General features: G+C 71.6%; 22 protein-coding genes and 1 pseudogene. 6 read left to right on the top strand and 17 right to left on the bottom strand.

The features are described 5' to 3' along the window. Positions 1 to 24: 24 nt before the first annotated feature. From CRP55_RS01155 to CRP55_RS01135, 5 genes are all read right to left on the bottom strand, one after another. Positions 25 to 1,674, bottom strand: a complete 1,650-nt coding sequence (locus CRP55_RS01155) for an L-aspartate oxidase (protein WP_097317568.1) — start codon at positions 1,672 to 1,674, stop codon at positions 25 to 27. A 61-nt stretch (positions 1,675 to 1,735) separates the two neighbouring features. Beyond that, positions 1,736 to 2,644, bottom strand: a complete 909-nt coding sequence (locus tag CRP55_RS01150) for a septum formation family protein (protein WP_179854971.1) — start codon at positions 2,642 to 2,644, stop codon at positions 1,736 to 1,738. Between the two features lie 74 nt (positions 2,645 to 2,718). Continuing rightward, positions 2,719 to 3,144: an aspartate 1-decarboxylase gene (gene panD / locus CRP55_RS01145; RefSeq protein ID WP_097317567.1), complete on the bottom strand. Its 426-nt coding sequence runs from the start codon at positions 3,142 to 3,144 to the stop codon at positions 2,719 to 2,721. After that, positions 3,144 to 3,977 (bottom strand): pantoate--beta-alanine ligase, encoded by an 834-nt coding sequence (gene panC / locus CRP55_RS01140; RefSeq protein ID WP_097317566.1) that lies wholly within the window; start codon positions 3,975 to 3,977, stop codon positions 3,144 to 3,146. The genes panD and panC overlap by 1 nt, the downstream gene beginning before the upstream one ends. Beyond that, entirely contained in the window at positions 3,974 to 4,837 is an 864-nt protein-coding gene (locus tag CRP55_RS01135; RefSeq protein ID WP_097317565.1) for a Rossmann-like and DUF2520 domain-containing protein, read from the bottom strand. The genes panC and CRP55_RS01135 overlap by 4 nt, the downstream gene beginning before the upstream one ends. Before the next feature lie 118 nt (positions 4,838 to 4,955). On the opposite strand from CRP55_RS01135, the gene CRP55_RS01130 reads away from it, so the two are divergent. Continuing rightward, positions 4,956 to 5,933 (top strand): SAM-dependent methyltransferase, encoded by a 978-nt coding sequence (locus tag CRP55_RS01130; protein WP_245922725.1) that lies wholly within the window; start codon positions 4,956 to 4,958, stop codon positions 5,931 to 5,933. A 5-nt stretch (positions 5,934 to 5,938) separates the two neighbouring features. Beyond that, complete coding sequence (locus tag CRP55_RS01125) at positions 5,939 to 7,063, top strand: NADH-quinone oxidoreductase subunit D (RefSeq protein ID WP_097318662.1); 1,125 nt, start codon at positions 5,939 to 5,941, stop codon at positions 7,061 to 7,063. Positions 7,064 to 7,067: 4 nt separating this feature from the next. Here CRP55_RS01125 and CRP55_RS01120 read toward each other — a convergent pair whose 3' ends face one another. From CRP55_RS01120 to CRP55_RS01105, 4 genes are all read right to left on the bottom strand, one after another. Further along, complete coding sequence (locus tag CRP55_RS01120) at positions 7,068 to 8,555, bottom strand: hypothetical protein (RefSeq protein WP_143234358.1); 1,488 nt, start codon at positions 8,553 to 8,555, stop codon at positions 7,068 to 7,070. Positions 8,556 to 8,665: 110 nt separating this feature from the next. Beyond that, the gene (locus CRP55_RS01115) at positions 8,666 to 9,661 is read right to left on the bottom strand and encodes a glycine betaine ABC transporter substrate-binding protein (protein WP_097317563.1); all 996 of its coding nucleotides are present in this window, start codon (positions 9,659 to 9,661) and stop codon (positions 8,666 to 8,668) included. Positions 9,662 to 9,778: 117 nt separating this feature from the next. Next, positions 9,779 to 10,492, bottom strand: a complete 714-nt coding sequence (locus tag CRP55_RS01110) for an ABC transporter permease (RefSeq protein ID WP_097318661.1) — start codon at positions 10,490 to 10,492, stop codon at positions 9,779 to 9,781. Continuing rightward, positions 10,489 to 11,211, bottom strand: a complete 723-nt coding sequence (locus tag CRP55_RS01105) for an ABC transporter permease (RefSeq protein ID WP_097317562.1) — start codon at positions 11,209 to 11,211, stop codon at positions 10,489 to 10,491. Before CRP55_RS01105 ends, CRP55_RS01110 begins: the two co-directional genes overlap by 4 nt. A gap of 2 nt (positions 11,212 to 11,213) precedes the next feature. On the opposite strand from CRP55_RS01105, the gene CRP55_RS01100 reads away from it, so the two are divergent. Then, complete coding sequence (locus CRP55_RS01100) at positions 11,214 to 12,215, top strand: ABC transporter ATP-binding protein (RefSeq protein ID WP_097317561.1); 1,002 nt, start codon at positions 11,214 to 11,216, stop codon at positions 12,213 to 12,215. Here CRP55_RS01100 and CRP55_RS01095 read toward each other — a convergent pair. The 7 genes from CRP55_RS01095 to folP all read right to left on the bottom strand — a co-directional run bounded on the left by CRP55_RS01095 (position 12,212) and on the right by folP (position 16,730). Continuing rightward, the gene (locus tag CRP55_RS01095; RefSeq protein ID WP_097317560.1) at positions 12,212 to 12,703 is read right to left on the bottom strand and encodes a hypothetical protein; all 492 of its coding nucleotides are present in this window, start codon (positions 12,701 to 12,703) and stop codon (positions 12,212 to 12,214) included. The genes CRP55_RS01100 and CRP55_RS01095 overlap by 4 nt on opposite strands. A gap of 63 nt (positions 12,704 to 12,766) precedes the next feature. Beyond that, positions 12,767 to 13,093, bottom strand: coding sequence for a hypothetical protein (locus CRP55_RS01090; RefSeq protein ID WP_245922724.1), 327 nt, complete (start codon positions 13,091 to 13,093; stop codon positions 12,767 to 12,769). A gap of 19 nt (positions 13,094 to 13,112) precedes the next feature. Beyond that, complete coding sequence (locus CRP55_RS01085; protein ID WP_097317558.1) at positions 13,113 to 14,354, bottom strand: ABC transporter permease; 1,242 nt, start codon at positions 14,352 to 14,354, stop codon at positions 13,113 to 13,115. Between the two features lie 135 nt (positions 14,355 to 14,489). Continuing rightward, on the bottom strand, positions 14,490 to 14,957 hold the full coding sequence (locus CRP55_RS01080; RefSeq protein WP_097318660.1) for a DUF3180 domain-containing protein: 468 nt from the start codon (positions 14,955 to 14,957) through the stop codon (positions 14,490 to 14,492). Positions 14,958 to 14,992: 35 nt separating this feature from the next. Continuing rightward, complete coding sequence (folK, locus tag CRP55_RS01075; protein ID WP_097317557.1) at positions 14,993 to 15,520, bottom strand: 2-amino-4-hydroxy-6-hydroxymethyldihydropteridine diphosphokinase; 528 nt, start codon at positions 15,518 to 15,520, stop codon at positions 14,993 to 14,995. Continuing rightward, a complete protein-coding gene (folB, locus tag CRP55_RS01070) occupies positions 15,517 to 15,888 on the bottom strand; it encodes a dihydroneopterin aldolase (RefSeq protein ID WP_097317556.1) in 372 nt (123 codons plus the stop codon). Before folB ends, folK begins: the two co-directional genes overlap by 4 nt. Before the next feature lie 5 nt (positions 15,889 to 15,893). Further along, positions 15,894 to 16,730 (bottom strand): dihydropteroate synthase, encoded by an 837-nt coding sequence (folP, locus tag CRP55_RS01065; RefSeq protein WP_097318659.1) that lies wholly within the window; start codon positions 16,728 to 16,730, stop codon positions 15,894 to 15,896. A gap of 352 nt (positions 16,731 to 17,082) precedes the next feature. On the opposite strand from folP, the gene CRP55_RS01060 reads away from it, so the two are divergent. Beyond that, positions 17,083 to 17,376 carry a hypothetical protein gene (locus CRP55_RS01060; protein ID WP_097317555.1) on the top strand — a complete coding sequence of 98 codons (294 nt, stop codon included), beginning with the start codon at positions 17,083 to 17,085 and terminating at the stop codon, positions 17,374 to 17,376. A gap of 1 nt (position 17,377) precedes the next feature. Continuing rightward, positions 17,378 to 17,740, top strand: coding sequence for a hypothetical protein (locus CRP55_RS01055; protein WP_097317554.1), 363 nt, complete (start codon positions 17,378 to 17,380; stop codon positions 17,738 to 17,740). A 204-nt stretch (positions 17,741 to 17,944) separates the two neighbouring features. Here the strand turns inward: CRP55_RS01055 and CRP55_RS52715 are convergent, their stop codons facing one another. After that, positions 17,945 to 18,502 (bottom strand): hypothetical protein, encoded by a 558-nt coding sequence (locus CRP55_RS52715; RefSeq protein WP_179854952.1) that lies wholly within the window; start codon positions 18,500 to 18,502, stop codon positions 17,945 to 17,947. A gap of 778 nt (positions 18,503 to 19,280) precedes the next feature. On the opposite strand from CRP55_RS52715, the pseudogene CRP55_RS01050 reads away from it, so the two are divergent. Next, a pseudogene (locus CRP55_RS01050) lies at positions 19,281 to 21,866 on the top strand (ATP-binding protein); the annotation flags it as partial. Position 21,867: the final 1 nt, after the last annotated feature.

Genomic DNA, 21,867 nt, shown 5'->3' with positions numbered 1-21,867 from the left:
CGAGGCCGAAGGCGGACGGGAGCGTCATGCCATCTCCTCGAAGGTCTGTGTCAGCTGGGCCTTGCGGTCGAGAGTGTGCAGGAGGTGGCCGCGCCACTCGTCCTCGGCCACCGGGAAGTCCTCGCGCCAGTGGCAGCCGCGCGTCTCGCGGCGGGTGCGGGCGGCGGCGACCAGCACCGTGGCCACCGTCAGGAGGTTGGTGGCCTCCCAGGCCGCGTTGTGCGGGGTGGCCCGCTGCTCGGCCAGCCGGGACAGCTCCTTGGCGGTGGCCGTCAGGGAGTCGGCCGAGCGCAGGACGCCGGCGCCGCGGGTCATGGCCCGCTGGAGCTCGGAGCGGATCGCGGGGTCGGCCACCCAGCCGGCGGGAGCTGAGCCGACCGTGACCGGGTCGGCCTGCTCGGGCAGGTCGCGGGCGATGTCGTCGGCGATGCGGCGGGCGAAGACCAGGCCCTCCAGCAGGGAGTTGCTGGCCAGGCGGTTGGCGCCGTGCACGCCGGTGCAGGCGACCTCGCCGCACGCGTAGAGGCCGGGGATGCTCGTGCGGCCGGCGAGGTCGGTGCGGACGCCGCCCGAGGCGTAGTGGGCGGCCGGGGCGACCGGGATCAGCTCGGTCGCCGGGTCGACGCCGGCGGCCCGGGTGGAGGCCACGATGGTCGGGAAGCGCTGCTCCAGGAAGTCGTTGCCGAGGTGGCGGGCGTCCAGGTAGACGTGGTCGGCGCCGGTGGACCGCAGCACCCGGTGGATGCCCTTGGCCACCACGTCGCGCGGGGCCAGCTCGGCCAGCTCGTGCTGGCCGACCATGAAGCGCTTGCCGGACTCGTCGACCAGGTGAGCGCCCTCGCCGCGCAGCGCCTCGGAGATCAGCGGGCGCTGCACCGAGCTGAGGTCGGCCGTGACGAACGAGGTCGGGTGGAACTGGACGAACTCGACGTCGGTGACGACCGCGCCCGCTCGCAGGGCCAGGGCCACGCCGTCGCCGGTGGAGACCGACGGGTTGGTGGTGGACGAGTAGATCTGGCCCATGCCACCGGTGGCCAGCACGACCGCGCGGGCCAGGATGGCGCCGACGCCGTCCTCGCTGCCCTCGCCGAGCACGTGCAGGGTGATGCCGCAGGCGCGGCCGTCGGCCGCGCGCAGCAGGTCGAGGACCAGCGCGTGCTCGACCAGCCGGATCCACGGGTCGCGGCGGACGGCCTCGTGCAGCGCCCGCTGCACCTCGGCCCCGGTGGCGTCGCCGCCGGCGTGCACGATGCGGTCGGCGCGGTGGCCGCCCTCGCGGGTCAGCATGAGCGAGCCGTCGGCGTTGCGGTCGAAGGCGGCGCCCAGGCGCATCAGCTCGCGGACCCGCAGCGGGCCCTCCTCGACCAGCACCCGCACGGCGGCCGGGTCGCAGAGGCCGACGCCGGCGATCTCGGTGTCGTTGGCGTGGGCGGCCGGGGTGTCGAGCGGGTCGAGGACCGCGGCGATGCCGCCCTGGGCCCAGCGGGTGGAGCCGTCATCGATGTTGACCTTGGTGACGACGGTGACGTGCAGGCCCTGCTCGCGCAGGTGGAGAGCGGCGGTCAGGCCGGCGACGCCGGAGCCGACGACCAGCACGTCGGTGGTCTCGCTCCATCCTGGGTCGGCGGCGGCGAGCCGGCGCGGCAGCTCCGGGAGGTCCGCGAGAGGTGACATCTGCTCAGTACACCCCGCCGGTACGACGGTTTCGCGGCGGGGGCGGCATCAGTGGCAACGGTTACTTGTACTGGATCGGCAGGCTCTTGACGCCCTTGCCGCGCAGCGACGTGGTCAGCTCGGATCCCTCGAGCCAGAGGTAGCAGCGCACGCCGCGGTCGCCGAGCGCCCAGACGTCGGCGCCGCCGGGGAGCGAGACCACGCCCGTACGGTATTGAAGGTCGTTGTCGTTGGGCACGCCGGCGTAGTCGGCGATGGTCTGCCGGCAGCCCTCGTGGAACTTCGCCCAGCTTTTCGTGTCCTTGGGATATTCGAGGTCCTTGGCGATCCACAGGCCGGCGAACTCGCCGTTGTGCTTGGCCGTGCAATCGACGCCGGGCATGGTGGCGATCGCGCCGTTGCCGTCGAGCTGAATCGCGTAACAGCCGAGCAGCAGGCTGGAGGTGCCGTCGGCGAGCTCGTCGCGCAGGCTGGTGTCGCGCTGCACGAGGCTGCCGTCGTCCTCGACCGAGCTGAGCTCGAGCACCTCGCAGCGATACCAGCGGGCGCCGCCGGACCAGGCGGCGGCGGTGGGGCGGGTGACGCCGATCCAGAGCCGGGCGTTGCGCCACGGTCCGCCGACATAGGTCGTCGTCTTCTGATCACAGACGGAATAGGCGGTGCGGGCTCCGGCCGAGCCGTCGGCCGGCGGCTCGTCGGCGTCGGCGGCCGGCGACTCGTACGTGCCCACGTAGACGGTCTCGGTGCGATGCCGCAAAGAGCAGTCGATTTCCTCGTACGTGCTCCGGGCGCCCACGGCGTTGAAGTTGGCGCCGTGGCAGGCGCCCGCGGTGGGCTCGAATCCGGTGGCCGGCGCCATCGCGCCCCAGCCGTTGGTCAGGTCGCCGTCGACGCCGCTGGGACGCCCGCAGCCCGCGGTCAGCAGGATCGTGGCGACGACGGCGAGCACGACGCCCAGCCGGTGTCGCATCTACCTCCGCCTTCCGAAAGCCTCCCCATGCCCGGACCCGATCATATGGTGATCAACCGGGCATGGGGGGCGTTTCAGTGGAGGAGCGTGAGGTCACCCCGTACGAGATCGTCAGCCATGCCGGGCACCGCCTCGGCCGGGTCAGCCCCGAGCTCGATGATCCGGTTGTCGGCGTCCACGTGCACCACGCGAGGCTGGTAGGCGCGCGCCTCGGCGTCGTCCATCTGCCCGTACGAGATGAGGATGACCAGATCGCCCGGGTGCACGAGGTGGGCCGCGGCGCCGTTGATGCCGATCACGCCGCTGCCGCGCTCACCCGGGATGACGTACGTCTCGAGCCGGGCCCCGTTGGTGACGTCGACGATCGCGACCTGCTCGCCGGGGATCAGGTCGGCCGCCTCGAGCAGGTCGAGGTCGACCGTGACCGAGCCGACGTAGTGCAGGTCGGCCTGGGTCACCGTGGCCCGGTGGATCTTGGACTTGAGCATGGTGCGGTACATCAGGCGGCCCTTCCCAGGGTCAGCGGAACGTTGTCGATCAGGCGGGTCGCGCCGACCCGGGCCGCCACGAGCAGGCGGGCCGGGCCGTCGGCGGGCGCGGGGCCCAGGTCGGCGCCGGTCAGGGACAGGTAGTCGACCCGTACACCCGGCTCGTCCTCGAGAATTTTCGTGGCGGCGGCCAGCGCGGACTCGGCGTCGGCATGCGCGGCGCCCTCACGCAGGGCCTGGGAGAGCACCAGCGCGGCCCGGCGCTCACCGGCCGACAGGTAGCGGTTGCGGCTGGACATGGCCAGGCCGTCCGGCTCGCGCACGGTCGGCACGCCGACGATCTCGACGCCCAGCTCGAGGTCGCGGACCATCCGGCGGATCAGCGCGAGCTGCTGGAAGTCCTTTTCGCCGAAGAACGCCACGTCGGCCCGGGTGAGCATGAGCAGCTTCTGGACCACGGTGAGCATGCCGGAGAAGTGGCCGGGCCGGCTGGCGCCCTCGAGGATCTCGCCGAGCGGACCGGCGTTCATCGTGATCGAGGGCGCGCCGCCCGGGTACATCTCGTCGCGGCTCGGCGCGAAGACGACGTCGACGCCCTCGGCCCGGCAGGCCTCGACGTCGGCCTCCAGCGTGCGCGGATATTTGTCGAAGTCCTCGTTCGGCCCGAATTGCAGCGGGTTGACGAAGATGGTGACGATGACGAACTTCGCGCGCTTGCGCGCTTCGCGCATGAGCTGCCGGTGTCCCTCGTGCAGCGCGCCCATGGTCATCACGACGGCGACCTCGCCGTTGGCGTGCGAGACGTCCTCGGCCAGCTCGGCCCGAGTGTGGATCACGTAGGTCATGCCGGGCTCCCTACTCGAACGCGGGAAAGAACATCAAGCAAGGCCGCGGCGTCCTGCGGCCTCAGACGACCGGCGGCGATGGCACGGTCGGCGGTCCTCCGGGCCAGGGTGAGGTACGCGGGAACAGCCTCCGCCGGAAGGTGATCGAGGTGCTTGCCGACGGTCCCCGCGTCACCGCGCGACACCGGCCCGGTGAGGGCGGCGTCGCCGAGGAGCAGGGCGTTGTCGAGCGCGGCGTGCAGCAGCGGCGAGAGGATCCGGTCCGGGTGCTCGACGCCGGCCGCCTTCAGGACGTCGGAAGCCTCGTTCACCAGCGTGACCAGGTGGTTCGCCCCGTGCGCGAGGGCCGCGTGGTAGAGCGGGCGGGCGTCCTCGGCGATCCACTCGGGCACGCCGCCGAGGTCGGCCACGAGCCGGGTCGCGAACGCGCGGTCGGCCGTGGTCACGCCCCAGGCGATGCCGGGGAGGCGGTCGAGGTCGGAGTCGGCGCCGGTGAAGGTCATCGCCGGGTGCAGGGCCATGCCCTGTACATCGCCCAGGACGGCGACGCCATGAGCGCCGGAGGTGTGCGCCACTATCTGGCCCCGGCGCAGCGCGCCGGTCGCGGCCAGGCCGGAGACGACGCCGGACAGGGCGTCGTCGGGGACGGCGAGCAGGAGAAGGTCGTCGGCGGCGTGGGCGACCTCGTCGGCCGGGAGGATCGCGGCGCCGGGCAGAAGGCGGGCGGCACGCTCGCGGGAAGCCGCGGAGACGGCCGCCGCGGCGACGACGTGATGCCCGGCGGCGAGGAGCGCGGCACCGAGGACGGCACCCACCCGTCCCGCGCCGACCACACCGACGGTCAATCGATGGCTATTCATATTCGCAAGATCCAGTCCACTCGTGCGGGTACCGGTCGTGGCGCCAGTATGCGCCGCCGTAACACGCACGTGACAAGACGATGTGAAGAACACCATCGGCCGCCCTACGCTGGCCTTCATGACCGGGTGGCGCGAGGCGATGACGACCGGGCTCTACGGGCCGGGCGGGTTCTTCGTGCGGGAGGACGACGGGCCGGCCGGGCACTTCCGGACCAGCGTGCACGCGTCGCCGCTGTTCGCGGGGGCGCTGCTGCGGCTGGTCGAGCGGGCCGACGAGGCGCTCGGCCGCCCGAAGGTCCTCGACCTGGTCGACGTGGGGGCCGGGCGGGGCGAGCTGCTGGCCACGCTGGCGGCGATGCTTCCGGCGGAGCTGTCCCGGCGCGTACGGCTGACCGGGGTTGAAGTGGCACCCCGGCCGTCCGGGCTTCCGGAGCGGATCGCCTGGCGGGCGGACGTGCCGGACGGGATCGTGGGGCTGCTGATCGCGACCGAGTGGCTCGACAACGTGCCGCTCGACGTGGCCGACGTCGACGACGCCGGGCGGCTGCGCAAGGTGCTGGTCGACCCGGCCACCGGCGACGAGTCGCTGGGGGCGGCGGTCGACGCGGCCGACCTGTTCTGGTTGCGGCGCTGGTGGCCCGGCGCCGGGCGGGCCGAGATCGGCTGGACCAGGGACGCGGCCTGGGCCTCGGCGGTCGAGCGGGTGCGCGAGGGCTGGGCCCTCGCCGTCGACTACGGGCACGTGCGCGACGAGCGGCCGGCCTTCGGGACGCTGACCGGATTCCGCGGCGGGCGGCAGGTGGCACCCGTACCGGATGGGACCTGCGATGTGACAGCGCACGTGGCGATGGACGCTGTGGCGTGGGCGGCTGGTACGCCGTACACCATGATCCGCCAGCGGGAGGCGCTGAAAGCGCTGGGAATCGACGGCGCCCGGCCACCGATGGACCTGGCCCGGACGGACCCGGCGGCGTACGTCCGCGGTCTCGCCGCCGCCGGAGCCGCGGCCGAGCTGATCGAGCCGGCGGGGCTCGGGGGGCACTGGTGGCTGCTGCACAGCATCGGGGCTCGAGCGCGTGGGAGCATGCTCTGGTGACCGAGATGATCGTAGGGACCGGGGCCGGCCTCGAGACCGCCGACATGGTGCTCAACATCGGGCCACAGCATCCTTCGACCCACGGCGTGCTGCGGCTCAAGCTCACCCTCGACGGCGAGCGCGTGATCTCCTGCGAGCCGATCGTCGGCTACATGCACCGCGGCGCCGAGAAGCTGTTCGAGGTGCGTGACTACCGGCAGATCCTCGTCCTGGCCAACCGGCACGACTGGCTGTCGGCGTTCTCCAACGAGCTCGGCGTCGCCCTCGCCGTCGAACGGCTCATGGGCATCGAGGTGCCCGAGCGCGCGACCTGGCTGCGGATGGCCCTGGCCGAGCTCAACCGGGTGCTCAACCACCTGATGTTCCTCGGGTCCTACCCGCTGGAGATCGGCGCCATCACGCCGATGTTCTACGCGTTCCGCGAGCGCGAGACGCTCCAGGCGGTCATGGAGGAGGTCTCCGGCGGCCGCATGCACTACATGTTCAACCGGGTCGGCGGCCTCAAGGAAGAGGTGCCGGCGGGCTGGACCGGCCGGGCCCGCGAGGCGATCGCCACGGTCCGCAAGCGCCTGCCCGACCTGGACAACATCATCCGGCGCAACGACATCTTCCTGGCCCGCACGGTCGGCGTCGGGGTGCTCAGCGCCGAGCAGGCGGCCGCGTACGGCGCGTCCGGTCCGGTGGCGCGGGCCAGCGGGCTCGACCTCGACCTGCGGCGCGACGAGCCGTACCTGGCCTACGACCAGCTCGAGGTCCCGGTCGTCACCCGGACGGCCGGTGACTGCCACTCACGCTTCGAGGTGCTTCTCGACCAGGTGTACGTCTCGCTCGACCTCGCCGAGGAATGCCTCGACCGGGTCGACCGGATCTCCGGCCCGGTCAACGTGCGGCTGCCGAAGGTGGTCAAGGCGCCCGAGGGGCACACGTACGCGTGGACCGAGAACCCGCTCGGCATCAACGGCTACTACCTGGTGTCGCGCGGCGAGAAGACGCCGTGGCGGATGAAGCTGCGCACGGCCTCCTACGCGAACGTGCAGGCGCTGGCCACGCTGATCCCGGGCTGTCTGGTGCCCGACCTGATCGCCATCCTGGGCTCGATGTTCTTCGTCGTGGGCGACATCGACAAATAGCCGCTCAGTAACGCGGGCCGTAATTCTCGTCGCCGCCGGCCGGGTACGAGGCGAAGTCGGCGAGGGTGCCGATGTTCGTGTCGTTGGCGGACGGGCGGTGACGCTTGGCCTTGTACGCGGGGTCGCTCGGAGCCTCGTCGTATTCGGCGGGCTGGCCGTACGTGGCGGGCTGACCGTAGGTGGCCCCGTAGGTGTTGGAGGTGCCGTACTCGCCGCTGTGGTCGTAGCCGGCGGCCTCCTCGTAGTCGGCCGGGCCCCCGTACGGCGCGGGCCGGCCGAAGCCGGTCGCCTCCGGGTAGTCGTCGTAGTAGCCCTGGTCGCCCTGGTAGTTGTAGCCATACCCGTCGTCCTGGGCCGCGGGGGCGCCGTAGCTGGCGCCGGCCGCCTGCGAGCCGTAAACCGCGGGGGCCGGGGCGTCGGGGGTGTCGAGGTAGCCGTTGCTCGCGCCGAAGTCGTCTTCGATGAACTCGGGCGCCGCCCCGCCGTACTGCGTGCCGCGCGCGGGCGGGCCGCCCGGCACTGAGGCCGCTCCCCGCTGTCGCGGAAGAGGGCCGCTGCCGGGAACCTGAGCGGCGCCGGACGGCACCTGGGCCGCGCCCATCGGGACCGGCCCCGCACCGGAAGGAATCGGCGCCGCGCCGGCCGGGACTTGGGCCGCACCGGTCGGGACGGAGGCCGCACCCATCGGGACCGACGCCGCGCCGGCCGGGACTTGGGCCGCACCCATCGGGACCGACGCCGCGCCCGCCGGGACTGGCGCCGCGCTCGAGGGGATTGAGGCCGCACCTGTCGGGACCGAGGCCGCGCCTGTCGGGACCGAGGCCGCGCCGGACGGGACCTGGGCCGAGGCGGCGGGAACCCGCACGGCCGCCGCGGCGGCCGGAGCGGGCATCGGGCGGCCGGCGGGCGGAGCCGGGTTGCGGCCGCCCGTGCTCATGCCGGGGCCGGTGCGGGCCGGTGGCCGCACCGCACCGGACGCGGCCGCAACACCCGCGCGGCCGGGCGCCGGTGGAGGCGCGGGGTACGGCTCGTCAGCGGGCGTCATCGGGTCGCCGTGGTCATCGGCGAAGAAGGACGACTCGTCGTACGGCGAACTGTCGAACGACGTCTCTTCGAACGGCGAACCGTCGAACGACGTCGCTTCGTACGGGGACTCCTCGTACGCCGGGTCGGCCATCGGCGGCGGCGCCGCGCGGACCGGGGCGGCGGGGCGGCTGAACTCGGCTCGCAGCTCGCGGCGGAGGACGGCCACCTCCTCGGCGACGCGGTCCTCGACGTGGGCGCGCTGGAGCACCGTGTCGCCGCGGATCAGCACCGAGGCGCCGATCAGCGCGACGCTGGCCGCGATGAGCAGCACGGCGAAGCGCACCGAGCCCGAGTTGTCGCCGAGCAGCACGATCACCGCGGCCAGCGGGGCGAGCAGGACGCCCGCCCACACGAGTCCGCGGAGCAGGCGCGCGCTGTGACCCGCGACAGGTTCCTCTTCCGGCATGGGCGCCGATATTACCCACGGCTCGCGGGAGGGCAAATGGCGAGCGCCGGGCTTCAGGTTACCGAAACCCGGCGCTCACCTTCTAAACGGTGTCTAAACAGTGAAAACGGTCAGCCCGCGGCCAGCGACCCGTCCGAGCTGAAGACCAGGCCGACGCTGATCTGGCCCTGCTTGAGCGCGGTCTTGGTGAGCGGGCCACCGGCGTCCAGGCTGGAGAACTTGCCGGCCTGGAAGTTGTAGACCTCGGTCAGGCCGAGCTGGCACTTGGGCCGCTGCGGGCACTCGGCCGGGCCGCCGAGCACGGTGGCCGCCCCCGAGCACTTCGCGGCCAGGTCGGACAGCGTCTTGAGGCCGTTCTTGTCGGCGAAGGCCGTGGTCACGGCGAACGCGTTCTGGTCCTGGGCGGCGGCGGGCTTGCCGAAGACCAGGCCGACCTTTTCGCCGAGGGCGGTCAGGTTTTTCACCGTGGTGTCGAGGTCGTTGGAGGACGGGTCGGCGCCGTTCTTGTCGACCTTGCCCTGCAGGAACGTGGCCAGGGTGGCCGCGTACTCCGGGACCACGGCGACGCTGCCCTTTTCGAGCGCGGGCTCGTAGAGCTCGCGGTTGCCGATCTGCTGGACCGTGACCGTGTAGCCGGCCGCGGTCAGGGCCAGGCCGTAGATCTCGCCGAGGGTGGCGCTCTCGGTGAAGTTGCCCGCGCCGACGGTGATCTTGCCGCCCGGGCCCTTGGCCAGGCCGGCCGTGATGTTGTTGGCGGTCACGAACTCCTGGGCGGCCGCCTTGGACGACTTGCGGTCGATGTCGACCGCCTTGTTGAGCGCGATCAGCTTGGTCGTGTCGAGCGCGGCCGACACCTTGTCGAGGGCCGCGATCAGCTCGGGCGACGACGCCTTCTTGTTGATCGCCGGGATCACGTTGTCGGTGTTCTGGAGCTTCTTGTCGTCCTCGAGGACGACCAGCGCGTCACCGGCGACCGGAGCGCACCCGGCGCCCGCGGCGGCGGACGGCGGCGCCTCGGTGCCGGAGGAGCCCGCGTCGCCGCAAGCGGCGAGCGAGACGACGGCCACGGTGGCCGCGGCGGCCGCCAGGAAGATGTTTCGACGCATACTGCCGCCTTCTGTGTCCCGGCGCGGCCTGGTGGGCCGCGCCGCGTGTCCGGAGTTTCCCTGCCCTAGAAGGTCTACCCGGTGGGTGTGACAACTTTCGGCGATGTTGCGGGTCCGTTACCCGGCCGGGTCGGCCGCGGCCACCTTGCGGCGGCGCACGGACCTCAGTGGACGGGGCGTGACCAGGCGTTCCACGAGAGCGAAGATGCCTTCGACGAGAAGTGCGAGGACCACCACAGCTATGCCGCCCGCCACAATCTGACCCCCGCCGACGCTGATGCCGAGCCCGAAACCGGCCGTGATGATCTGGCCGAGGCCGCCGCCGTTCACAAATGTTGCGAGGGTGGCCGTGGCCACCACCTGCACCGCGGCCGTCCGCAGGCCCGCCGCCAGGTACGGGACCGAGAGCGGGAGCTCCACCCGGCGCAACAATTGGCCGCCGGAGAGCCCCATCCCCTTGGCCGCGTCCTTGGTCTCCGGGTCGACCGCCTGCAGACCGGTGTAGGCGTTGGCCAGCAGCGGCGGCACCGCGAACACGGCCAGCGCGACGATGACCGGCAGCTTGCCGAAGCCGAGCGCGGTCAGCGGCAGGATCGTGAGCAGGGCGAGCGTGGGGATGGCCCGGGTCAGGTTGGCCACCGTGATCACCAGGCCGCCGCCCCGGCCCCGGTGACCCAGCCAGATGCCGAGCGGCAGGGCGACCACGCAGCCGATCAGGACCGCCCAGAAGCTGATCACCAGGTGCTCCCGCAGGCGGTCGAGCAGGCCGCCGGGGTTGGTCCAGTTCAGCGGGTCGTTCAGCCAGGTGATGCCGTCCGAGAAGTAGCTCACGAGGCCCTCCGGCGGCTCCACGGCGTCAGCAGCCGGCCGAAGCCGGCCAGCGCCAGGTCGAGGACCAGGGCCAGGGCGACGCACAGCACCGTGCCGGTCAGGATCTCTGCCTTGTAGAAGTTGTTCGCGAAGCCGCCCAGGATCAGATCGCCCAGGCCGCCGTTGCCGATGATCGAGCCGATCGTGACCAACGCCACGGTCGACACCGTGGCCAGCCGCAGGCCGGTGACGATGCCGGGCAGGGCCAGCGGCAGCTCGACCCGCCAGAGCCGGCCGTAGCGGCCGTAGCCCATGCCGGCCGCCGCGTCCCTGACCTCGTCGGGCACCTGGGTGAGCCCGGTCAGCGCGTTACGCACCACGATGAGCAGCGCGTACAGCACCAGGGCGATCAGCACCGGCACCCGGCTGGTCGCGCCGAGCAGCGGGGCGAGCAGGGCCAGCAGCGCCAGGGACGGAATCGTGTAGAGGATGCCCGACAGTGCGAGAATCGGCCCGGTCAGCGGTTTGATCCAGTACGCGAGGACGGCGAGCGGGACGGCCACCAGCAGGGCGATGATCACAGTCTCGATCGTGATGCCGACGTGAAATCCTAGCTTGTCGAGGATGATGTCGGAGTTGTCTCGGACGTACTGCCAGGAGAACCACGGATTCCCCGGCCCGTCGTCGGCGGGTGCGGCCAGCGGCGGGGCGCCCGCCGGGGCCCACGACAGGAAGGACATACGTGGACGCTACCGCGATCACCGACAGCGGAACCTCCCGGAGCGCTGCCTCGATCACACTGCAGGACGTCGGCAAGACCTACCCGGACGGCACGGTGGCGGTCGGCGACTTCAGCCTCGAGGTCCGTGCCGGTGAGCTGACCGTGCTGATCGGGCCGTCGGGGTGCGGCAAGTCGACGATCCTTCGCATGATCAACAGGCTCATCGAGCCGACCAGGGGCACGATCCTGCTCGACGGCCAGGACATCCTCAAGCGCAACCCGGTCGAGCTGCGCCGCCACATCGGCTACGTGATCCAGAACGTCGGCCTCTTCCCGCACCAGAAGATCGGCGCGAACATCGGCACCGTGCCCAAGCTGCTCGGCTGGGACAGCGCCCGGGTCAAGGCCCGCACCGAGGAACTGCTCGAGCTGGTCGGCCTCGACCCGGCGAAATATCGCGACCGCTACCCGCACGAACTCTCCGGCGGCCAGCGCCAGCGCGTCGGTGTGGCTCGGGCGCTCGCCGCCGACCCGCTGGTCCTGCTGATGGACGAGCCGTTCTCGGCGGTCGACCCGATCGCCCGCGGCCGCCTCCAGGAGGAGTTCCTCAAGCTCCAGGCCGAGGTCCGCAAGACGATCGTCATGGTCACCCACGACATCGACGAGGCGGTGCGGCTCGGCGACCGGATCGCGGTGCTGGCCGAGGGCGGCAAGCTTCAGCAGTTCGCCCCGCCGGCCGAGCTGCTCAGCCGGCCGAGCTCGGCCGGGGTCGCCAGTTTCGTCGGCGCCGACCGGGGCATCCGCCGGCTGGCGGTCACCCCGGTGCGCGACGCGCTGCAGCCGTCCGACGGCCTTCAGGCCGGTGACCGGCCCACCGTGGACATCACGGGCACGCTGCACGACGCGCTCGCCGCGATGCTCACGGTGGACTCGGCCGAGGTGATCGTGGTCGAGGACGGCCGGCCGGTGGGAACTGTCTCCCGCTCGGCCATCTTCGACACCCCCGCGCCGGCGGAGGCCTAGCGGGTGCCTCGATAGCCGCCGAGCGTGGCCAGGCCGATGATCCAGCCCACGAACAGGCCGTACGAGGCGCCGTTGCCGGCGGCCCGGAAGGCGGCGATCAACGACGGGTTGGCCAGGAAGAGGGTGGTGAACAGGGCGGCGAAACCGCCCGCGAAGATGTACGCCGACCAGCCGGAGAAGAACTGGCTGATCGTGCCGCGGGCCCGGGCCAGCTGGGAGCCGGGCAGCAGGTAGAGGAAGAGCGCGGTCAGCACGACCAGCAGGATCGCCTTGAGGTCGGTGACCAGGATGTCGCGCAGCGAGTCGCTGGTGTCGAACGACCAGCGCGGCCAGGCCAGCAGGTTGAGGAACCACCCACCGGCGGTCTCCGGGTCGGCGTTCTTGCTCGCCCAGTCGGCGTACCAGGGGCTGCCGAAGACGAGCACGAGTATGAGCGCGGCAAGGGTGCCCGCACCAGGCACAGACTTGTATCGGTTACCGAGAGCCATGCGCGGGCTAATTCCCAGCGCGGCTCACGTTTCAAACGACGCCGGTGAATGCCCTGGTAAGGCTCAGTCTTCAGTCCGGTTCAGGGCGGCGGGCGGGGTGGTTGGATGGTTCGTCAGGTAATCGATGAACGCGGCGCGCAGCAGGGGCTCCTGCTCTCCGTACGCGATGTGGCCCTCGAACTCACGCCAGAGAGCGACCGCCTCGTCGATGATCGGGCCGATCGAGTTCGGCGCCCCGTCGAGCTCGGCCGCCTCGTCGGCGTCGGGCAGGTTGCGGAAGACCGTCCAGAAGAACTTGATGTCGTGCCGCTCCCGGGCCAGGGCGAAGGCGCGCTCGCGCAGCTCCTCGGTGGGCAGGGCGTCCAGCTCGGCGAAGCTTGCAGAGGTCATGACGGCAAGCATAAAGCGATCATCGGGTGGTGCCCCACGGACCCGCGTCCCAGCGGTCGGTGCGCCCGGTCGAGGTGGTCGTGGACCAGGTCTCGGGCAGGTCGGGCGACCAGTTGGCGCTCGTCGTGGCCGGCGCCGCGTTCCACTCCGGCTCGCCGGCGGCCGGCAGGGGTTTCCCGTACGTCTCCACGAGCCGGGTGACGATCAGCCCGCCACCGAAAACGGCGGCCGCGATCGCGAACAGCGCGATGTCGAATTTCTCCCGCGCCTGGTAGTCGAGGAACAGCGTCAGCGCGCTGACCGCGAACAGCGTCCCGAAGATGCCGCCGCGACGGCCGTAGGCGCTGGTGCCGGCGAGCATGGCCAGGCCGAGCGCGATGCCCGTCCACTCCAGGCCGGTGCCGGGAACGATCGGGGTGCTCGACTGGGCGGCGAACAGCACGCCGGCCGCCACCGCGAAGACCGAGGAGATCACCAGGGTGCCGATCACCGGCACCGCGACGACCGCGCCCCGGCGGGCGGCCGGGTCGCCGGCCGGCCGCAGGCGGCCCAGCCAGCGGCGGACCGGCCCGACCGTGCCGAGGGCACCACCGAGCACGGCCAGCAGCGCGAACCCGCCGAAGAGGAAGAAGGCCTGCTCGGTCGGGTCGTAGTCGCCCTGCACCACGACCGGGGTCACCCGGAGCTGGTCGTAGACGATCACGCCGAGGCCCGCGGCGAGCGTGGCCGCCCAGCCCGGCACGTGCAGCACGAGGATCAGCAGGGCGATCAGCACGGCACCCGCGGCGGCGATCACCAGTGCCGGGACGACCGCCTTGACCAAGCCCTGGTCGCCCTGCTCGGCGTATTGCAGGGCGGCCGCGAGCGCGATCGGGCCCAGCGCCAGGTTGGGCACGCCGGCCCGCAGGGTCAGCCCGGCGCCGAGCGTGAGCAGGCCGATGGCCGCGCCGGTGACGAGAAGGTTGTCGAGGCCGGGGCGCTGGAGCGCCTCCGAGTCGGCCCGCCAGAGCATGTAGCCGATCGCCACCGCGGCGACCAGCAGCACGACCTCCCAGCCGAGGTGGATGCCGAGCCGGTCACGGCCGTCCTCGTCGGCGTCGACCCGGCGCAGCACGTCGGTCGTCGTGGTGTCGCCCTGATCGTCGAGCTGCTCGGCCCGGCGCCGCTGCTCGGCCGCGGCCAGGGTGTTCGCGCGATAGGCGGCGGGGTCGGACGGCTGCTCCTCGGCCGGCCGGCGGTAGGTCGCCTCGTCGTACGCCATAGCCGTGCCTCCCTCCTCTGCGTCTCCGCGCGTCGGCACGCCGAGATCCGCCGGGTCGCAAGGCCCGCGCCCAGAGCATACGGATAGGAGTCGGTCTCAGTTCAAGGCCGAAAAACAGGGGTTCCGCGTACGGAATCAGCGCAGTCCGGAATCTTCCTCGTCCTTGGAGTCGGGACGCTCCGGTACGCGGCACGAGCGCTCGAGCCAGAGAGCCGCCCCGACCAGGGCCAGCGCTCCCACGACGCCGCCGACCGCCTTGGGGATGTCGTCGTGCGCGGCCTGGGTCGGCTCCATCGCGAGCCAGGCCAGCAGGCCCGCCGAGAAACCGGCCGAGATGGCGCCGACCAGCGAGGACGCCTTGGCAAGAGCGACATATCGCGCGACCGCCAGCGGGTCGACCGGCATGGTGCCGGGTTTGCGTTGGATGCGGGCGCTGGTGTTCTGCGCCAGCAGGCCCTCGGCCACGGCCAGCACGGCCAGCACGATCACCGGCGACCACGGCAGCTCGGGCAGCGACGAATAGGAGAAGCTGAGCAGCAGCCAGCCGACGGCGGCCGAGGCCAGCCCGGCGACGATCAGCACCGAGATGCTGGTCGGGCGCATCGACGGGTCCGACTTGGGCGCCTGCGGGTTGCTGCTCACGCGTTCGACTCTAGTGGGAGGTCGGGCCTCGGGGTCAGCCCCGCGATGTCGCCCGCGAGAGTGGGGTCGTTCAGCAGGTCGGTGAGCCAGCCGTGCCCGGGCAACCGCCCGTACGGCTCGATGTCGATCCACGGCCGCAGCACGAACGCCCGCAGGTGCGCCCTCGGGTGCGGCAGGGTGAGCTCGGGTTCGTCGCTGGTCACCGGCTGGTCGTCGGCGTCCCAGACGGCGATGACGTCGACGTCGAGGGTGCGCGGGCCGAAGCGGCGTTCGGGGTCACGGACCCGGCCGGCGGCGGCCTCGGCGGCCCGGGCGCGGGCGAGCCAGTCGTGCGGCGCCGCCTTCGGGTCGACGGCCAGAACCACCGCGTTGAGGTACGAAGGCTGGTCGGCGTCGCCCCACGGCGGTGTCTCGTAGATGCCGGACATGGCCACGACACTGTCGCCGAGGAGGCGTACGGCCTGCTGTAAATGCTTTTGCCGGTCGCCCAGGTTGCTGCCCAGAGAGAGGACGGCACGCGTCATGACCGGCTCCGGCGCACGGTGACCGCGACATCGGTGAAGTCGAGCGGGATCGGCGCCTGCGGCTTGTGGACGGTGACCTCGGCAATGGCGACCCGGCGGTCCTGAAGGCAGGCGGTCACCAGGCGGTCGGCCAGCGTCTCGATCAGGTTGACCGGCTCGCCGCCGACGATCGCGGCCAGACGCTCGGCCAGCTCGCCGTAGTGCACCGTGTCGGTGACGTCGTCGCTGGCCGCGGCCGGGCGCAGGTCGAGGTCGAGCCGCACGTCGATCACGAAGTCCTGGCCCTGCTCACGCTCGAAGTCGAACACGCCGTGCCGGCCACGCACACGCAGCCCACTGAGCGAGATCCGCCCCTGCTCCTCGTTCATGATCTCTAGCTTGCCGTACGCAGCCGGGGTGCACCCGTGGCACGCCAGACCGCGAGCGCGTCCGCCGTGGATCGCACATCGTGCACACGGACGCCCCAGGCCCCGGCGGCGACCGCCAGCAGGGACGTGGCCAGCGTGGCCGCCTCACGCTCCTCGACCGGGCGGGGCGTGCCGTCCGGCCCGGCCAGCAGGCGCCCGAGATAGGTCTTGCGGCTGGCCGCGAACAGGACCGGGTAGCCGAGGCCGATGAGGACGTCGAGGTGGGCGCTGAGGGCCCAGTTGTGCTCGGCCTTCTTGGCGAAGCCGAGACCGGGGTCGAGAATGATCTGTCCGGGCGCGACGCCGGCCGCGAGCGCCTCGTCCACCCGCTGGAGCAACTCGTCGCGCACCTCGGCCACCACATCGGTGTAGGTGGCCAATTCATTCATGTGCCGCGAGTGGCCGCGCCAGTGCATCAGAATGAGAGGACAGCCGGCCTCGGCGGCCACCCGGGTCATCGCCGGGTCGGCGAGCCCGCCCGAGACGTCGTTGATCACGGCGGCGCCGGCCTCCAGCGCCGCCTCGGCCACGGCCGCCCGCGTGGTGTCGATGCTGATCAGCACCCCGGCCGCGGCCAGCTCCTTGATCACCGGGACCACCCGCGCGATCTCGGTCGGCGCGTCCACCCGCTCCGCGCCCGGGCGTGTCGACTCGCCGCCGATGTCCACGATGTCCGCGCCGGCGTTCCGGAGATCCAACCCGTGCGCAACTGCGAACTCCTCGTCCGTGTATTTCCCACCGTCCGAGAACGAGTCCGGCGTGACGTTGAGGACCCCCATCACGACCGGGTGATCCACATTCATCAGGCGGTGGCCCGCGACCTGCGATTCCGTCGGCTGAGTCGTCACAGGACGAGGGTACGGCGGGCGGTCTTGTCGCACGTGCGTACGATGGACCGTGACTCATTTTCACGCACGCCATCACCTTGCGTAACGTTTGAGACGCTTGTAGCCAAGAAGTGCGAGCCGTACTCTTCGGAACTGGGCATCATTGAAGGAACCGGAGAGAGCAGACGAGCATGGCACTGCCCGAACGGCTCATTCGACGCGCAGGGTCGTCCAGAGCCAGCGATGGTGCACGATATGGGCGTTGCCGTGAGGCTTCACAACTGCAGCGTGCCCGAAACCCCCTAGCCGGGCACGGGGAGGTTTACCGATGATCGCCACTGAGCTCGCCACGCAGGCCGCGGCCTTGCTCCATCAGGCCACACTCGCCGCGCCCGAACCCAAGGGCATCGACACCAATGGCGTCGTCAAGTTCTTCGCCAGCAACATCGCGCCGATCCTGCTCGCGGTGCTCGGCGTGATCTTCATTGGACGCGCCAGCCGGGGCGAGATCTCCAAGGTGCTGACCAGCTCGGCGATCGCCATCGTGGGCCTGGCCTTCATCGCCGGCGCGGCCACCCTGTTCTTCGTCGGCGACTTCCTCATCGATCTGATCTTCAGCTGAGATGCGGCTTCGCACCGACGACGACATCTACCGGGCGCGGCTGCTCTACCTCGGCCCCCCGGGATACACCCTGCCCGTCCACCTGCCCTACGCCCAGTACGGCATGTTCGTGGCGCTGGTGCCCTTGTTCATGCTCCTGCACTACCTGATGACCTTCAAGTTCGACGCGTTCCCCGCCTGGGAGATCGCGCTGGCGATGGTCACGACGTCGTACGTGTTCCGGCACGTCGACCCCGACCGTCCCGCCCGGGTCGTCATCCGCACCGCGCTCACCGACTGGCGCCGCACCCGCGAGCCGGCCGACGAGCGGCGCGATCCGCGTCTTGTCGCCACTCGCATCCGGGTTCGGGAGGAGTTGGTATGACCAGTTCCATCGCGCTCTTCCACGGAGTCGGCGCATGACCGGACCGATTCCGCCCGGGCATCCCCGCGCGGCAGCCCAGCGGCCGGGCATGCAGAGTAACGGTGTGCGTTCGGACCACTACGCTTCGCCAGATTCCCCGGACGAGGGGGTGGAAGACCTCGTCGCCGCGCCGGGCCACGGCGGGGTGGGCGTCTTCCAGCCGCCTCAGCCCGTACGGCCGCGGAGCTCCGCCGTCGACACCACGCTCGACATCGACTCGCCGTTCCTCGACCTGTTCGGCGGGGTGGGCGCGCCGGCTCCCGCCCAGAGCACTCCGGCGAGTGAATCCCGCACGATTCCCGACGACGGCGCCGAGTTCGACTTCGGCTTCGACTTCGACGACCGGCCGGCGAACGGCTTCGGCCCGCCCCCGGTCACCGACCCGGAGCCACCGCAGGCCGCCGCGACCCCCGCGCCGCCGATCCCGTCGCGCCCGATCTCCTCACCGCCGACCTCGCAGCCGGTCTCGTCCCCGCCCGTCTCGTCGCGGCCGGTCTCGTCCCCGCCCGTCTCATCGCGGCCGGACTCCTCCGCGCCAGTCTCATCGCGGCCGGTCTCGTCGCCGCCTGAGTCGGCTCGGCCGGTTTCGTCGCCGCCTGAGTCGGCTCGGCCGGTCTCGTCACCGCCCGAATCGGCGCGGCCGGTCTCGTCACCGCCGATCTCGTCGCCTTCCGCTTCACGGCCAGTCTCCGCGCAGCCCGTCTCGTCGCAGCCGGACTCCACGCCTCCGGCCTTCCCCCCGTCGGCCTACTCGCCGCCCGACTCGCTGCCGTCGGCTCCCTCGCGGCCGGACTCCACGCCGTCGGCTTACTCGCCGACTGACTCCTCACGGTCGGCCTACCCGCAGGCTGAACCCTCGTCGTCGGCTTACTCGCCGGATGAGCCCTCGCGGTCGAGCTACTCGCCGACTGAATCCCCGCGGTCGGGCTACTCGCCGGCTGAGTCCTCGCCGGCGGCCTACCGGCAGACCGAAGCCTCGCGGTCGGCCTATCAGCCCGTGCCGGTCGAGCCTGGTGTCGTGCCGGTGGACGGTCCGCCCGTACCCGCGCCGCCGTCCGATTTCGATCAGGGTGAGGCCGGTGCCTGGGGTGTGCCGGAGCCGGTGTCGCCGTACAGCCGGGCGCCCGTCGGGCCGCAGGCCGACTTCTTCGAGTCGACCGGTGACCTGAGCGACGACGACTGGCCCGACTTCGACAACTGGCCGGCGTCGCCGCAGGTCGGCGCGGCCGCCCCGCCCGCCACCGAGCCGGTGCCGGCGCCGCCGGTGTCGACGCCACCGCTCTGGCAGACCGTCGGCAGCTCCGGTCTTCCGCCGGTGCGCGACCGCCGGAGCTCGGCGAACCCGGATGCACTCCCCGAGACGTACACCCAAGAAGCGCAAGAAGCCGCACTCCCCGTGCCCGCGCAGGAGAAAGCCCCCGCCAAGCGCAAGGAGAAGTCCCCGGCCAAGCGCAAGAAGGAGCCCAGGAACCTGCCCGTCCGGCAGGAGAAGAAGGCACGCCCGGCGCCGCTGCGGCCGCACAAGCTGAAGTTCAACGACCGTGACCCGGCCATGGAGCTGGAGATCAGCGAGATCGCCGGTCACCTGACCTTCACGCAGAGCACGGTCACCGCCTGGTACTCGCTGCCCGAGGTGCGGTGGGCCTTCCGGCCCGACGCCGAGCGCGAGGCGCTGCTCAGCGCCATCTCCGAGCAGTACGCGGGCCTGGCCGGGTTCCGCCTGCACCTGCGCCGCACCAACCGGCCCTTCCCGGCCGACGAGTGGGCCCGCACGGTCGACTCGTTCACCGCGAAACCGCTGCCCGACGTGCGCGGCGGCACCAGCTGGTCCGACCATCTCGTGGCGGCCCAGCGGCACCTGCTCTCGGTCAACCACGCCGAAGGGCAGACCTATCTGGGTGTGACCTTCGCGCGGCGCTCGCTGGGCGACACGTTCTCCGAGCGCATCCTGCGGATCTTCGGACGTGGCACGTCCGACAGCGAAAGGCGCAAGCTCGGTCGTACGGTCGAGCAGTTCGACGAAGTTCTCAATGCATTCGGCATGCGCGGGCGGCGGGTCACCCCGCAGGAGCTGGAATGGCTCCTGTTCCGCTCGGTCGCGCTGTGCATGTCGCCGCCCGGGCCGCTCTCGCCGGTCACCAACGGGCAGTGGGACACCGGCGACCTGCTCGCGCTGACCGAGCAGGTGGAGCGCTACCGCACGCCGTACGGCTCCACGGTGAAGCTGGTCAACCGCATGACCGGCGAAGAGCGGCACGTGGCCGTGCTCTCCGTCGGCCGGATGGAACCGCTGGAGATCCCCGAGAAGCACGAGCCGTGGCTGCACTTCCACGAGCGGCTGCCGTGGCCCATGGAGATCTCCTCGCGCATCGACATCCTCGGCTCCGGCAGCTCGTTCAAAAACCTCGAGCACCGGCTGCGCATGATCCGGTCGCAGCAGCTCGACTACGCCGAGCACGGCATCGACGCCCCGCCCGAGCTGGAGCGCCTGGCCAAGCGCGCGCTGGTGATCGGCGACGAGATGACCACCGGCCTGCCGGTCGAGTCGGCCCGCGCACACGGCTGGCACCGCATCGCCGTCGGCGGCGCCACCCGCGAGGAATGCCTGGAAAGGGCCCGGCGGCTCATCCAGCTCTACTCCCGCGAAATGCGGATCTCGCTGCAGCACCCGAAGAACCAGGACCAGCTGGCTCGTGAGTTCATCCCGGGCGAGCCGATCGCCAACACCGGCTACGTCCGGCGGATGCCGGTCAAACTGCTGGCGGCGGCCCTGCCACAGGCGGCGTCGACGGTCGGCGACCGGCGGGGCGACCTGATCGGGCGTACGGCCGGAACCTGCCGCCGGCCCGTCTTCCTCGACCTGCACTTCCCGATGGAGGTCAGGGAGCGCTCCGGCCTCGGCGTGTTCGTAGCCGAGCCCGGCGGTGGAAAGTCGACGCTGATGGGCGCGCTCGGCTATCTGAACGCCCGCCGCGGCGTGCAGGTCACCCTGCTCGACCCGTCCGGCCCGCTGGCCCGGCTGTGCCAGATGCCCGAGCTGCGGCCGTACTCGCGGGTGCTCAACCTGACCGGTTCTGAACAGGGCACGCTGGCGCCGTACGCGCTGATCCCGACGCCGGTCCGCTCCGAGTTCGCCACCGGGCCCGGAGGCGACCGCGAATACGAGATCGCGGTCTCCAACGCGCGGGCCGAACGCCGCATGCTGGTGCAGGACATCTGCTCGATGCTGGTGCCGCCGCAGGTGGCCAAGGAGGCGTCGACCGCGACCCTGCTGAGGCACGCGGTGCGCCAGGTGCCGGCCGAGGAGACATCCACGCTGGACGACGTGGTCCGCACCCTGCAAGGCCTGGACGACGACGAGGGCAAGGAACTGGCCAACCTGCTCCTGGACACGGCCGAGATGCCGCTGGCCCTGCTGTTCTTCGGCTCGCCGCCGCAGCACCTGCTGGGGGCGGACGCGGCGCTGACGGTCATCACGATGGCCGGGCTGCGCCTGCCCGACCTGAAGATCGAGCGCGAGTACTGGTCGGCGGAGGAGTCGCTGGCCCTGCCGATGCTGCACACGGCCCACCGCCTGGCGGTGCGGCGCTGCTACGGCGGGTCGATGTCGTCACGCAAGATGGTGGGACTGGACGAGGCGCACTTCATGGAGGGGTGGCGCTCCGGCCGCTCGTTCCTGGTGCGCCTGGCCCGTGACTCCCGGAAGTGGAACCTGGCGGCGCTGGTGGCGTCGCAGAACCCGCGCGACATCCTGGGGCTGGACGTGCAGAACCTGGTGTCGACAGTGTTCGTGGGGCGCATCGCGGAGGACCAGGAGATCGCGTCGGAGGCGCTGCGCCTGCTCCGGGTGCCGGTGCACGACGGGTACGAGGCGACGCTAGCCTCACTGTCGCAAGTGGACACTTCGTCGTCGACGAGGCTCGGTTTCCGCGAGTTCGTGATGCGCGACGTGGACGGGCGCGTGCAGAAGGTCCGGGTCGACGTTTCGTACGTCGAGGGGCTGCTGGAACACCTGGATACGACGCCGACGGCCGCGAAGGCGCCACCGACGGCCATTCCGATGTCGCCGTCCGACCTGGAGGCTTGAG

The sequence above is a fragment of the Paractinoplanes atraurantiacus genome (assembly GCF_900215205.1).
GTDB lineage: Bacteria > Actinomycetota > Actinomycetes > Mycobacteriales > Micromonosporaceae > Actinoplanes > Actinoplanes atraurantiacus.
This window is presented reverse-complemented; position numbering and strand designations above follow the sequence as displayed.